The organism is Acidicapsa acidisoli (genome assembly GCF_025685625.1).
Classification (GTDB): Bacteria; Acidobacteriota; Terriglobia; order Terriglobales; family Acidobacteriaceae; genus Acidicapsa; species Acidicapsa acidisoli.
Genome location: NZ_JAGSYI010000001.1, coordinates 1,118,106 through 1,131,628 on the forward strand (window position 1 = coordinate 1,118,106; position 13,523 = coordinate 1,131,628).

The 13,523-nt window shown below is 57.0% G+C and carries 11 protein-coding genes; 3 read left to right on the plus strand and 8 right to left on the minus strand.

The genetic code is table 11. The features are described 5' to 3' along the window. Positions 1–138: 138 nt before the first annotated feature. Positions 139–3,789 (minus strand): carboxypeptidase-like regulatory domain-containing protein, encoded by a 3,651-nt coding sequence (locus tag OHL23_RS04485; RefSeq protein WP_263350569.1) that lies wholly within the window; start codon positions 3,787–3,789, stop codon positions 139–141. 474 nt (positions 3,790–4,263) lie between these two features. On the opposite strand from OHL23_RS04485, the gene OHL23_RS04490 reads away from it, so the two are divergent. Further along, the gene (locus tag OHL23_RS04490) at positions 4,264–5,565 is read left to right on the plus strand and encodes a hypothetical protein (RefSeq protein WP_263350570.1); all 1,302 of its coding nucleotides are present in this window, start codon (positions 4,264–4,266) and stop codon (positions 5,563–5,565) included. Positions 5,566–5,721: 156 nt separating this feature from the next. Beyond that, positions 5,722–6,297, plus strand: a complete 576-nt coding sequence (efp, locus tag OHL23_RS04495) for an elongation factor P (protein WP_263350571.1) — start codon at positions 5,722–5,724, stop codon at positions 6,295–6,297. A gap of 12 nt (positions 6,298–6,309) precedes the next feature. Here the strand turns inward: efp and OHL23_RS04500 are convergent, their stop codons facing one another. Continuing rightward, on the minus strand, positions 6,310–7,914 hold the full coding sequence (locus OHL23_RS04500) for a Na+/H+ antiporter (protein ID WP_263350572.1): 1,605 nt from the start codon (positions 7,912–7,914) through the stop codon (positions 6,310–6,312). 105 nt (positions 7,915–8,019) lie between these two features. Here OHL23_RS04500 and OHL23_RS04505 point away from each other — a divergent pair, with 105 nt between their 5' ends. After that, complete coding sequence (locus tag OHL23_RS04505; RefSeq protein ID WP_263350573.1) at positions 8,020–8,916, plus strand: ABC transporter ATP-binding protein; 897 nt, start codon at positions 8,020–8,022, stop codon at positions 8,914–8,916. Positions 8,917–9,103: 187 nt separating this feature from the next. Here the strand turns inward: OHL23_RS04505 and rplI are convergent, their stop codons facing one another. The 6 genes from rplI to OHL23_RS04535 all read right to left on the minus strand — a co-directional run bounded on the left by rplI (position 9,104) and on the right by OHL23_RS04535 (position 13,395). Next, positions 9,104–9,589 carry a 50S ribosomal protein L9 gene (rplI, locus tag OHL23_RS04510; RefSeq protein ID WP_263350574.1) on the minus strand — a complete coding sequence of 162 codons (486 nt, stop codon included), beginning with the start codon at positions 9,587–9,589 and terminating at the stop codon, positions 9,104–9,106. A 216-nt stretch (positions 9,590–9,805) separates the two neighbouring features. Then, positions 9,806–10,165: a 30S ribosomal protein S18 gene (rpsR, locus tag OHL23_RS04515; protein WP_263350575.1), complete on the minus strand. Its 360-nt coding sequence runs from the start codon at positions 10,163–10,165 to the stop codon at positions 9,806–9,808. Positions 10,166–10,270: 105 nt separating this feature from the next. Further along, complete coding sequence (rpsF, locus tag OHL23_RS04520) at positions 10,271–10,726, minus strand: 30S ribosomal protein S6 (RefSeq protein ID WP_263350576.1); 456 nt, start codon at positions 10,724–10,726, stop codon at positions 10,271–10,273. A 186-nt stretch (positions 10,727–10,912) separates the two neighbouring features. Then, positions 10,913–11,638 (minus strand): aminoacyl-tRNA hydrolase, encoded by a 726-nt coding sequence (gene pth / locus OHL23_RS04525; protein WP_317891648.1) that lies wholly within the window; start codon positions 11,636–11,638, stop codon positions 10,913–10,915. 22 nt (positions 11,639–11,660) lie between these two features. Beyond that, positions 11,661–12,329, minus strand: coding sequence for a 50S ribosomal protein L25 (locus tag OHL23_RS04530; protein ID WP_263350577.1), 669 nt, complete (start codon positions 12,327–12,329; stop codon positions 11,661–11,663). Positions 12,330–12,402: 73 nt separating this feature from the next. Then, positions 12,403–13,395, minus strand: a complete 993-nt coding sequence (locus OHL23_RS04535) for a ribose-phosphate diphosphokinase (RefSeq protein ID WP_263351727.1) — start codon at positions 13,393–13,395, stop codon at positions 12,403–12,405. Between the last annotated feature and the right edge of the window lie 128 nt (positions 13,396–13,523).

Consider the following 13,523-nt stretch of genomic DNA (forward strand, 5'->3'; position numbering starts at 1 on the left):
CGAACCGTTGCACAGACCTTATAGCGAAATGGATGCAAGCCGTGAACACTTACTAAACGCCGTAGCTATAAACACGGAGAGCCCGGAAGCTCCCTTGCATTGCGAGGGATAATTCCGGGCTCAGGGTTATGGTGAGTGTTAGAAATCCAGCTTGAGTGCAAATTGCAACAGTCGCGGACCATTCCGCAATGCGGTGATTTCACTGAAGGCAACCGGATTGGTGTAATTCAAGTTACCCGGCTGTGCGAACTCTGGATGGTTGAAGGCATTGAACGCCTCGGCCCGGAACTGCAGACGGGCTACATCTCCAAATGCGAAGTTCTTGAAGATCGAGGAATCCAGGTTGTACCATCCTGGTCCGCGCACCTGCTGTGGAGCGCCACCAAGAACGGAGTAGTTCGATTGTCCAATCTGAGTGGCCGCGGCCGGCTGGGAAAATGCGGCGGGATTTAGCCATTGCTGTTGGTTGTGAGGACCGGCATAGAGATTCTGCCCTGGAACTACAGGAGCGAAGCAGCCAAAGTCCGAGGTAGTCGCAGTGGCGCAACCAACCGTCAGCGGGTTTCCGCTCTGGTAGGTGTAGATAGTGTTGACCGTCCATCCGCCGAGAACTGTATCGACTGCGCGGTTTGCGTTTCCTAGGAATTGCTTGTTATGGCCAACCGGCAGAGCATAAGTTCCAGACGCGTGGATGACGTTCGTGGCGTCCGTATCGCAGAGACCGTAATCTCCCTTGATTCCGAAGCCAGGCAGCCATTGCGCACGATAAGCCGATGTTGCAGTGCCCTGTGTTCTTTGATCGCTGTAGCACCGGCTGTAGGTGTAGTTAGCTAACATACGCAGGCCCCAGCTCTCCTCGTGCTCATAGGTTGCCTGCATGGAGTTGTATGAGCTGTCTCCATTCGTCGACTCGTAGATCGCATTGGGCGCGAACTCCGGAAAGGGAAGGAAGCTCTGATAGTTGTTGCTCTGTGTCGGCAGCTGCTGGATGTTGGTGCCTACCGGCAGGATCTGGGAGGGAGAATTGTCTGCACCGAGATTATCCAGGTGACGGCCAACCGTGCCGACATATCCAATCTGGAACGAATCGTGATTAGTGAACTGCGTTTGCGTGGTCAGGTTGTAAGTCTGAACAGCAGGCGTCTGATAGCTGTACTGGCGCCCATACAGGTTAATGCCGTAGCCATTGACCTGCGTCGGGTCAGAAAGATTGATGGTTGAGAAGGTGTTCTCCATGGTCGCTGTCTGACCATTGGAGAGCTGCAGAGGAGCCTGCGAGCTAGGCGCGTTCTGAGTGATCGCGTAAATGAAGGGATAGTTGGTGCCGAGGGTTCCACCAAAACCGAGATTGCCCAGAGCGCCATAGGAGATGCCATAACCGCCGCGAACTACGAGGGTTGGCGTGATCTTATAGGCAAATCCTATTCTGGGGGCGAAATTGGTGGGTTGAGCGTGGCCCAGAGTCAGGCTGGAGACGCAATCGAGATTGATGTTGCTTGCAGCCAGAAGGGCGTTAAAGGTGGACGACCGCGCGACCTGGCATCCCTTGTTCGACATGTAGTACGTACCCGTCGAGCCGTTGCCGCCGTTGGCGATGAAATTAGCCTGACGTCCGTTGACTTCCGCATACGGTGTGAAGTAATCCCAGCGGAGTCCCAGATTCACGGTAAGAGCCTGCGTGACTCTCCAGTTATCCTGGAAGTAAATTCCCGAGTACCAGCGATGATATTGAACTCCAGCAAAGTTGGAGCCTTCAAAGCTGGCGAGTCCACCGACTTGATTGACGCCGCCAACAGTAGAATTCGTTGGGCTCAACAGAAGATCGGCAATGCCATTCAGCTGTTCATTCTTGTTGGGAACGTCCGTGAATTGTCCGCTGTAGGTAAAGAGGCCTCTGGGCGCGGGAGGCTGCTCGATGTTGCCTTCCAAATCGTCTAGCTGAGCGCCGAACTTGAAGGTGTGATTGTGAAATTGCTTGGTCACGTTGTCCGAGTATTCCGCATCCCATACGGTTTGGACGGTCGGCCGGTCATCGGTTGGTCCAAGCTGGCTCAGCCCATCGATGTTCAGCGTGGAAAGGCCGCCATTATTTGTAACTTGTGGAATGCCCTGAATGCCGTACTGCGCAGGAATACCGGGGGTGTTTGCGTCGGACAAGATCTGATTCTTTTCGCTGTGTCCGAAACCGAAGTGAAATTCATTGACCAGGGTCGGGCTAAACGTGTGGGTATAGCCGGTTGCTACTTCGTAAGACGGGAAGCTGTCGTTCTGGTCGTTCTGTCCGGGCAAGGCACCGGGCGCAAATTCGCTGTAATAGCTTTCGTCGAAGACGGCGAAGAGTGAGTCCTTGGCGCCAAAGGTGTGGTCGATCCGAAGATCGTATGCATTGATGGTGAAGGTTTCCTTGGGATTGTTGAGGTAGTTGTTTGCAAGTCCTGACCCATTGGGCAATGGATATTGGCTAAGCAGCTTCACCGCGTTGGGGTCCAGGCGCCCGGCCGGCAGCATGTTCAGCTTCGAGGTCATGCCGGTGAAGTTCGTGATTCCGCCTACACTTCCGGTAAAGAACGGGTCACGGACATAGACTGCGCTGGACGATGAATTCTGCAGACCGGTGATCGGATCCACTTGTCCAGCTCCCACCATACGGGTGGTTGCGGGATCGAGAACGGTGCCATGCGGAATCACGCGACCCAGACCGTCGGTCGTTGTGCCGCCGTTATACGTGATCAGATCCTGCAAATTGGTGAAACCGCTATTGACCATGTTGGGAGTGGGAACCGTGCTGATCGCTTGAGAAGGTGTGACAATTCGTGTTCCCTGGTAATCGAAGAAGAAGAAGGTCTTGTCTTTGCCGTTGTAGAGCTTGGGAAGGAGGACTGGCCCGCCCACCGTTCCGCCGAACACATTCTGGCGGTACTCGGGGATTGCGTTGTGCTTCTGGGCATCGAAATAATCGTTGGCGTCGAAGTCATTGTTGCGGATGTATTCCCAGAGATTTCCGTGAAGTTGATTCGTTCCGGAACGTATGACGGCATTGATCACGCCGCCTGTGGAGTGACCGAATTCGGCGCTATTATCCCCGTTCTGCAATTTGAATTCCTGAACGGCATCCGGGGGAGGAGTGACGGTGGCGTCGGTACCGACCGAGCTGCCTCCAAAAAATTCGATGTTGTTGTTGATGCCATCTAGGCGAAAGTCATTCTGATAGAGCTGCACGCCATCCACCGAGTAGAAGGCGTTTTCCGGTGTGCCACCGTTCTGCCCGATCGGAGCAGTTGCGACGCCCGCGGCAAGCTGTCCCAGAGAGCCCCAGTTGCGGTTTTCCAACGGCATATCGTTGAGCGCCTGGCCGCTAATCGTCTGTCCGACAGAGCCGTCTTCCGCCTGTAGGAGAGGAGCCGCGGCGGAGACAGTGACTTCCTGCTGCACGCTGCCGGTAGCGAGCTGGAGATCGATGGTCGCGGTCTGCTGGACATGCACCTCGACTCCGCGGACCACGCGGGTTTCAAATCCAGTCGCAGCAGCGGTGATGGTGTAGGTGCCCAGATTCAGCCCGTTGAACGCATAGTCGCCGCTCGCGTTGGAGGTGGTGACGGCGGTGATGGCGGTGAGATCGTTCTTGAGCGTGATATTGGCATTGGCGACAACCGCGCCGGATGAATCCTTAACGGTGCCGGTGATGCCGCCTGCGTCAATTTGCGCCCAGGCCGTGCCTGAGAAAAGGATTGCGAAGAGCAGCGCGCAAGCCAACGCGACAACTCGGTTCTTAGAGCCGATGTGTTTCATGGTCTCCTCTGAAATGGTGCGTGAACTGTTTCATGTGTTTTTTGAACGATCCGTGCAGCGAGGAAGGCTTGAGGCCAGTTGCCCTCAGCCGCTCGGAGTGAGAGTGCCGCCCGTTATCGATTCCGAGTCTAGCGACGACAGTCCTAATGGAAGATTGGGGCCTTTCAGGAACCGCCTTCAAGGGTATTTAGAGGGTATACACTCCATTTTTCCGGCAAAAACGCAGATTTCGCGTTGAATGCATGAGGCTCTGAGGCAATATTAAAATTTGGCTTCGGCAGGGGGTATACACCTCGCGTGTGCTATGTTTTAAGTGTGAATAGATGGCGTGAGAGTAAGAGGTTTGCGTCAATACGGAAGCGCATACAAACGAATTCACCGACGTCTTAACATTCGCATTCCTAGCGACGCGGAACGCAAGCCAGATGTGCGTCGCGTTCCGGTACGCTATTCGTTGATCTCACCGAGGTATCAGTGGTTACCGTGTCTGTTGATCCTCTCGACACGACTCCTGAACAGGAACTCGTTCATCGCATCCTGACAAGCAAGCATTTCAACAAGGCTCCGCTCTTGTCGGAGTTTTTGGCTTACGTGTGCCGTCGAGCGCTCGGAGATGGCGCTGACCGTATCTCGGAACAGGAGATTGGGGTAAGCGTCTTTGGCCGCAAGCACGGATACAACTCCAAGGAAGACAATATAGTCCGGAACTATGCCCGGCAGTTGCGCAGGCGGCTCGAAGAGTACTACTTGACCGACGGGCGGGACGAGACGCTTCGCATAGAGATTCCGAAGGGCGGATACCTTCCCGCATTTGTATCCATTCAGGGCGCGACGGACGCGGAACCGATGGATGGGGAATCTCTCCCGGACGAAGACCAGGAGCAACCGCCCCGAATTTTCTCTTCGCGTTCGCCTGGATTGAAGCGAGCCGGAGCCGCCACTATGGCCATGATCGTCTGTTCCCTGCTGGTGGGCGTAGCGGCAGGCGCAGCAGGGATCTGGGCATGGCAACACTTCAAATCTCCAGCCAGTCATGTCAGCGAAATGCATTTGCTGTGGGCGCAGCTCTTCCGGCCGGACCAGGATACGTTTATCGTGCCCGCGGATACGGGCTTCGTCATGCTTCAGGAGATCAAGGGAAAATCCTATTCTCTGGCGGAATATGCGAGCTGGTCTTCGGTCAAACAGCCCGAGCCCAGCTTCATAGCGGACCTTAAAAATCGAAAATACACCAGTGTGATGGATATCGAGACGGTGGTGCAGCTCGAACGCCTGCCGGAACTGATACAGGATCGCTGTCTGATTCGGAATGCGCGCAGCCTGACCCTTGAGGACTTAGGCGAAAGAAACATGATTCTTCTGGGGTCCGTCTATAGCATCCCCTGGATAGAACTTTTTCAGAAGAACCTGAATTTTCAGTTTGTCTACCGGCCAGGAGAGAACCGCGCATGGATCGAGAATCGGCACCCTGCTTCGGGCGAGGCAGCTACCTATGCCAACAATTGGAATGGCCTGTCCGAGAAAGCGTATGCCGTGATTGCCTTCCTACCCAACCTGAATAAGACGGGCCATGTTCTGTTGGTGCAAGGTCTGGATGGGGCGGGCACGGATGCAGCCGTGAACCTTCTTTTCCACACCGGGGATTTGAACGGAGTGATCGATCGAGTTCGACACGCCGATGGAACTCTGGGAAGCTTTGAAGTTCTCCTCGAATCGACCAGCGTCAACTCTCACGCTACGAATATTCGCATCGTGTCGGTTCGGGAACCGCGCTGAAAACCTCTGCTAACTAACTTACCCTCAATTATTTAGGCCACGCCGCATTCCGTTCGATTTTCTTGCATTATCATGGACTTACAGGGCTAGGCCTCAGATCTTAATCTGCCGCTTCCCGGTTCAAGTCCTGGTGGACCCGACTTTTTGAGGATTTCTATGGCTGCACTGTTAGACGCGATCAACGTCAAGCGCAAGATGTATTTCGAGTTCGAAGGTGCTCCGTATTACTGCCTCGAATCCGAAATTTCGACCCCTACGGCAAGAGGTGGCCAGACCCTGGTTCGGCTGAAGATGCGCAACCTGCTCACGCGTGCGGTCTTCGACAAGACCTTCAAGGCCGGGGACAAGTTCAAGGAGCCTGATCTGCAGATGGTCGAGGTCTCGTACCTGTACAGCGATGCGGATGGCTCGTACTTTCTGGACCAGGAGAGCTTTGACACGCTTACGCTCAACGTCGACATGGTCGGTGATGCCCTGGACTTTCTGCTGGAAGGCACGATCCTTCAGATTCATAAGTTCAATGGCAACCCGATCGGACTGCAACTGCCCCAGCAGGTGGAATTGGCGGTTACGTATACGGAACCGGGTGTTCGCGGAGATACGGCCAGCGGCGCGGTTACCAAGCCGGCCAAGCTGGAAACAGGCATCGAAATTCGCGTCCCTTTTTTCATCAAGCAGGATGAAAAGATCAAGGTGTATACGGAGACGCGGGAGTTCGCCGGCCGGGCCTGACTCTTGTAGGCGCTATTCTTCGTCCGGATCGATGAACCGCGATTCACTTAGATCCAGTTCGCGCTGGATGCGCCGCAGGACTTGATCGTTGATTCGTCCTTCGTCGCGTAAGCGAACCGCCGTTTCGCGCTCGATGCGCGCCGTTTCCCGTGAAATTTCGACAAAGCTGTAGTGGTGCGAAACATGCTCCGGATCCGCTTCCGCGGGCTGTAGGCTGGCAAGCCGATGACGATAGTGCCCGACGATGTCGTCAATGATGTGATCGAGCTCCTCGCTTCGTTCTTCCCGGATGGACTCCAGATGAGAGATGGCGGCTTCGATCACGATGCGCCGCGCCTCCTGCTCCTCGTAATCCGGGCCCGCTGAACCATGCAGGCCAAGGGCGCGAACCAGCGGCGTCAATGTCAGGCCTTGAAGCACCAGGGTGACCAGGATCACGATGAACGTCAGAAATACGATGAAGTCTCTCTGCGGGAACGGGCTGCCGTCCTGCAACGTCGTTGGCAGCGAGAGAGCTGCAGCCAGAGAGACGACTCCGCGCATACCGGTCCAGCCAACGACAAATACCTCTCGCGGTTTCGGCGTCTTTGTGGTCGTGTGATTGAGCCGGCAACGTACGAAATTCCCCAGCCAGGAACCAGGAAATACCCATAGCAGGCGCAGCAGGATCAGGAGCAGGCTGAAGATGGCGCCATCGAGGATCATTCCAGAGAGGTTGTATCCGCGGATCGATGCGAGGATCGATGGAAGCTGCAAACCAATCAGGACGAAGACCAGTCCGTTCAGGACAAAGGTAAAGGACTGCCAGAAGGACGAGACCTGAATGCGGACCGTTGGCGTGAACATGTCCGTGCTGCGTCTGGTCAGGTAGATTCCGCAGGCCACAACCGCCAGTACGCCGGAGGAGTGGACAGCGTCCGTAATGAAGTAGGCCGCGTAGGGCACCAGAATGCTCAAAGCAATCTCAATGGGTCCGTCGTCAATGCGGCGTTCCACGCAATAGGCGATCCAGCCGACGAGCAAGCCAAGGCCGACGCCTCCCAGCGTGAGCCATGCCAGCGAAAGGAGTCCTCCCGATACGGTCGGCACACTTCCGCTTACGACAATCGCAATCGCAAACTCGAGCGCCAGGAGACCGGTCGCGTCGTTGATGAGACTCTCCCCTTCCAGCACATCCACGATGCGGTTTGGCAGGCCGATGCGGCGGGCGATGGAAGTGGCGGCGATGGCGTCTGTGGGCGCGACAACTGCTCCAAGCACGAGGGCGAGACGCCAGTCAAAGCCAGAAAGAACCTTCGGTCCGATCAGGGCAACTCCCAGGACTGTGAATCCGACGAGGCCAAATGCCAGAAAGAGGATGATCGCCAGATGCAGGCGAAAGTCACGCCAGGACGTTGCCCATGCCGAAGCGTAGAGCAATGGTGGCAGGACCACGAGAAAGATCAGGTCCGGATCAAGCGCGATCCGTGGAATTCCGGGAACAAACCCCAGCAGCAGTCCCCCAAGGATCATCACAATCGGGTACGGTGTCCCGATCTTTCGCGCAAGCTGGCCGAAAGCGATGATGAATAAGAGAAGCAGCAGAAAAAGCAATTCTACGGTTCGGATATCAGTCATCCAGCGTACCTCCGGTGACGTGTTTGCCTTGTAGCCAAGATTGCTGAGATTGGGTCGCTCGCGGCTGGCCCGATCTTATGGACGGCCATGCCTTAGGATGAGGCAATGGCTCCAATTTCCGGTCATCCAAATTTACGCGCATCCATCCTGGAGATCGAGAACCTGCACGTGTGGTTTGGCGCGAAGGAAGTTGTACGCGGCGTGAGCCTCACGCTGGAGCGCGGTGAGGTTTTGGGCCTCGTGGGCGAATCCGGCTCTGGAAAGAGTGTCACGTCGCTGGCGATTCTGGGGCTGCTCGATCCTGCGGCTCGAGTGGAGGGATCGATTCGCTGGCAAGGCCGCGAGTTGCTCGGTCTTTCGAACAAGGAGCTGCGTACGATTCGCGGACGGAAGATTGCGATGATCTTTCAGGAGCCGATGACGGCGCTGAATCCTGTCATGACGGTGGGAAGGCAGATCTCAGAGGCGATTCTCGCGCATACTCGGGGGAAATCCGGCAAGGAAGCGAAGCGTGAGGCGATTGCGGCGCTGGAGTCGGTGGCGATTCCGGATTCGGCGCGGCGGTTTGGAGATTATCCGCACCAGTTCTCGGGCGGGCAACGGCAGCGCATTCTCATCGCGATGGCGCTGGTGCATCAGCCGCAATTGCTGATTGCCGATGAGCCGACAACCGCGCTCGACGTGACGGTGCAGGCGCAAGTACTGGAGCTGATGCGCACCTTGCAGCGGGAGCGTGGGCTTTCGATGCTATTCACCAGCCACGATCTGGCGATTGTAGGGCAGATGGCTGGACGGGTCGCCGTGATGCGATCAGGACAGATACTTGAATCGGGACCGTCTCGGCAAGTGCTTACAGAGCCTCGACATCCTTATACGAAGAGCCTGCTCGGCGCGGTGCCGACGTTGCGGACAGATCGCAATCTGCCGCTTGCAACTCTCGCGCACGACGCTGCTGGAGCGCCCGGACAGCTTACAGTGACCGAAACAGAGCGCGAGAGCTAGCCGCACTTTCCAGGATTTTGACGGATTTGCGGGAAAGATACACTTCTGTGCAGCGCGTCCGAGATAGCCCTTGGGGAGAGAGCGGCAACTTCGAAGACAACCGAAAACTACTAAATGAGTGCCTGGCTTGCCCTGAGCGAGAGCTCAGGACAAGCAGGCGGAGCCCGTGTTACGTCCGAATAGCCGCTTAGACAGCGACGGCAGCTTCGGTGGCAACAGCCTCAGCAACATTCTCTGCAGCGACGGTCACCTTCACATGGGCGGTGACTTCGCGGTGCAGCTTGATGGCTACCGAGGTTTCGCCGATGGCCTTGATCGGCTCGACCAACTGAATCTTGCGGCGGTCGACTTCAAAGCCCCTGGTCTCAAGTTCGTGCGCAATGTCGGCGGAGGTGACTGAGCCAAAGAGGTGGCCGTTTTCGCCCGACTTGCGGGTGAAAGCGAGGGTGAGAGGTTCGAGCTGTGCAGCCAAAGTTTCGGCAAGTGCCTTCTCCGAGGCGGAGCGGCGGACAGCTGCGGCCTTCATCTGTTCAATGACGGCCTTGTTCGAAGCGGTAGCCTGCAATGCCAGCTTACGCGGCAGCAGGAAGTTGCGACCATAGCCCTCGGCTACTTTCACCACGTCTCCGCGGTGGCCGAGATTTGCTACGTCTTCCTTCAGAATGACTTCCATTTTGAAACTCTCCAGTGTTGCGGGCGGGGAACATACCCTGGATGCCGAGCCTTCTGTCTTCTTTGACACCGGGCTTGGGCCAGGGGTTGCGCCGCGACGGATTATAGAGCCATACCACAATAGTCTGACTAGTCCACAAAAGATGCAGCGTGAAGATTTTTTGAAAAATCTTTAGGTTGTGCGATTTGAGGCATTTTCAGAGCTATTGCGAATTCCCTAGTGACGCGCTGCAAATGGCAGCAGGGCGATGTTGCGGGCCTGCTTGATGGCGCGGGTCAGACGGCGCTGGTGCGTGGTGCAAACTCCCGTGAGCCGCCGGGGAACGATTTTGCCGCGCTCGGCTACGAAGCCCTGCAGAAGGCGCACGTCCCGATATGGGATCGCATCGATCTTCTCGGTACAGAACTTGCAAACCTTCTTACGGCGAAAGAATTTGCCGCGACCGCCAGGACCACCTGCAGGACGCGGAGCGCCAGCAGGGCGACCGCCGCCGGGATGGCCGCCGGGGCCGGATTGTCCCGATGGCCCGGATGATGCACCGCTCTCGGGTGCCTTGACTTGTGTCTCGTCGGACATAGTGTTTCCTTTTCTGAATGCGTTGCCCGGCATCTCCGGGTCGCTGGTTCCGGCTGACTCACCCTGCTTTAATCCAAGCGCGGGTCGCCAGCGTACAAACAAAAACTAAGCGGTCGCCTGGGCAGTCTCGGCTTCCGCAACGCTGGCAACAGGCACTGGCTCAGAGACAGGGGCTGCGGCCGCAACCGGTGCAGGAGCATGGGCTACTGGTTGGGCGCTGCGTTTCTGATGCGCATTGCGCAGAGCCTTGACCTTGGCCAGACGCTTCTCTTCCTCGTCCATGCGCACGGTGATGAACTTGATCACCGGCTCGGTAACGCGAAGACGGCGTTCCAGTTCGGCGACCACGGGGCCATTGGCCTCAATGGTCAACAGAATGTAGTTACCGTCGTTGAACTTGCGCACAGTATAAGCCAGCTTGCGACGGCCAAGCTTTTCGCTGTTCTTGATGATGCCTCCGCCATTGGTGACGGTGGTTTCGAAGCCTGCAACCAGCTTGTCCAGTTCTTCATCGACCACATCGGGGCGGACAATGAACATTACTTCATACAAACGATCCATGTTTAACTCTTTCCGCTGAAACTTAAGTTTCAGCCACCCCGCCGGTTGCTCCACGATCCTAAGAGGAATCGGTGGCCAACCTTAGCGGCCTCTTACCTGTACTTCGTACTTCCCGCTTACTCGCCGCTTGCCTGATCGCCGGGCCGGTTCGCCCTGTTTCGATCAACCTTACTGGCCCTCTTCCCGTCAAGATTTCCCGTCCGGCTTCCGGTTGAACTCATTCATCGCTACCGCCGGTCCCTCTTCCACGATTCTTCGGACGGCTGTCGCCACCCTGTCCAAAACTTCGTCCAACACTGCCAAATCTGCCTTTCGCATCGGCTCCAGCAGATAATCCTTGCCGCCCCTTCGTTTGGCGCCTGCGGCTATCGCCTCTTGCGGAAGATCCGGCCCTACGCCGATCCGGAGCCTCAACCACTCATTGCTTCCCAAGGCTCCGGAGATGCTGCGAGCCCCGTTGTGGCCTGCCGGCGAGCCCCGTTCCCTGACCTTCAGCGTCCCCAGCGGCAGATCCAGTTCGTCATACAAGACGACCAGATTCCTGTCGCGCTCCTCGGGACCAATTCCAAATTCCTTCAAGAGAGCGGCTACGGAAGCTCCGCTCAGGTTCATGAAGGTCTCGGGCTTGGCCAGGATCACTTCCCGTCCGCCCAATCGGGTGGTCGCGGTCAGCGCCTTGCATCGCCGGTTCTGGACCACAACGCCCTGCTGTTGCGCGATGCGGTCGATTGCCATAAATCCCGCGTTATGCGGCGTCCAAACGTAATCTGTGCCGGGGTTGCCAAGCCCCACTACAACTACTGGTCCGGCTGGCTCTGGCCTGGGTGCCGGGGTTTGCGATTTCACTTCCAGTTCTGAGTGCGAAGTGTGGAGTGTGGAGTGTGAAAAACCTTCGATTTCTGGCGCCGTCACACTTCACACTCCACACTTGTCACTACTTCTTGGCGTCGGCGGCAGGAGCGTCGGTCTTGCCCTTCTTGGCAACTTCGGGCTCGGCTACTGCGGCAACTGCTGCAACTGGCTCGGCTTCCGCGCGAATCGAAACGACATGGGCGACGGTTGCGTCTTCGGCGTCGAGGAACTTGATCGAACCGGAGTGCGGCAGGTCGCTGACGCGAATGACGCCGTGCAGGCCGAGGTTGGTGATGTCGACATCGATGTGGCTCGGAATATCTCCGGGCAGGCACTCGATTTCAACCTCGCGCAACACCTGATCGAGCATGCCGCCCTCGTTCTTGACGCCAGTGGCGACGCCGACAAGGCGTACCGGAACACTGGCCTTCATTGCCTTGTCCATCGCGATGCGCTTCAGGTCGATGTGCAGCAGCGAGTCGCGAATCGGCTCATACTGCCAATCCACGATCATGACCTTGGCCAGACCCTGACCTGCGATATCTGCGTCGAAGATCGTGTTGTGGCCGGACTCGGAGTGGAGAATCCGCAGAATCTGCTTGGGATCGACTTCGACGGCTACCGACTCGTGTCCAGCGCCGTAAACCACGGCGGGAATTTTGCCGGCAACGCGGACACGCCGTGCTGCATTCTTGTTGAACTTGCCATTGGCTGGCACTTGGCGAGGCTTTGCGACTACGACTTCAGGCATTGATCTCTCGTTTCTTTCTTCGGGCACGGCCCCAGTCTTTTGGACTGGCTTACCGCTCCCTTTGTTAAGGCGTTCAGTTAAACAGCGTACTGACGCTGGTCTCCATGTGAATGCTCTCAATGGCCGCGCCCAAAAGCCCGGCGATCGAAAGCACCTTAATCTTGGCGAGCTTCTGTGCTGCCTCGCGCAACGGAACGGTATTCGTAACGACCAACTGCTCCATGCGCGAGTTGGCGATGCGATCGATTGCCGGCCCCGAAAGCACCGCATGGCTGGCGCAGGCATGAACCGAGGCCGCGCCATTGGCCAGCAACGCGTCGACCGTCTTCACCAACGTTCCCGCCGTATCCACAATGTCGTCGATGACGAGGCAGGTACGTCCGCGCACATCACCGATGACATTCATGACTTCCGCAACATTCATGTCCGTCCGGCGCTTATCGACAATCGCCAGCGGAGCACCCATCTTGGTGGCAAAGAATCTTGCCCGTTCCACGCCGCCCGCATCGGGCGAAACCACGGTCAGGTTGGGCAGGTTCAACTCCCGGAAGTGGCTCACCAGCACCGGGCTGGCGAAGAGATGATCCACCGGGATATTGAAAAAGCCCTGAATCTGCGCCGCGTGCAGATCCACAAACAATGCGCGGTTGGCACCGGCCGTCGTTAACAGGTCGGCAATCAACTTGGCGCTGATGGCGACGCGGGGACGGTCTTTTCTGTCCTGCCGGGCGTAGCCGTAGTACGGAACCACTGCCGTAATACGCGCGGCAGAGGCTCGCTTGAGCGCGTCAATCATGATCAGCAGCTCAAGCAGATGCTGATCGACGGGAAAACAGGTCGGCTGAACGAGGAAGACATCCGTGCCGCGAACATTCTCCAGCAGCTGGAAGTAAACCTCACCATCGGCAAAGCGCTGGAGCTTGCTTTCGCCCAGCTTGACGCCGACAAATCCGGCAATCTCTTCCGCCAGAGGACGATTGGCTGTTCCGGAAAAGAGCCGGAAGCTCTTGTCCTCACCCAATCCCCTGCTCCGCTTCCGCTCAGAGGCCAACTTGGCCTCCTTCATCTTCGGAACAGCTTCCAAACCCGTTGCGACTCCGGTAGTGGTTACTGCCGGCGACTCTTCGACTGCAACTGCCTGTTCTTCGGTGCTCATTCAAATGCTCCTCCCAAGCTGGTTGGCTTTGGTTGGGA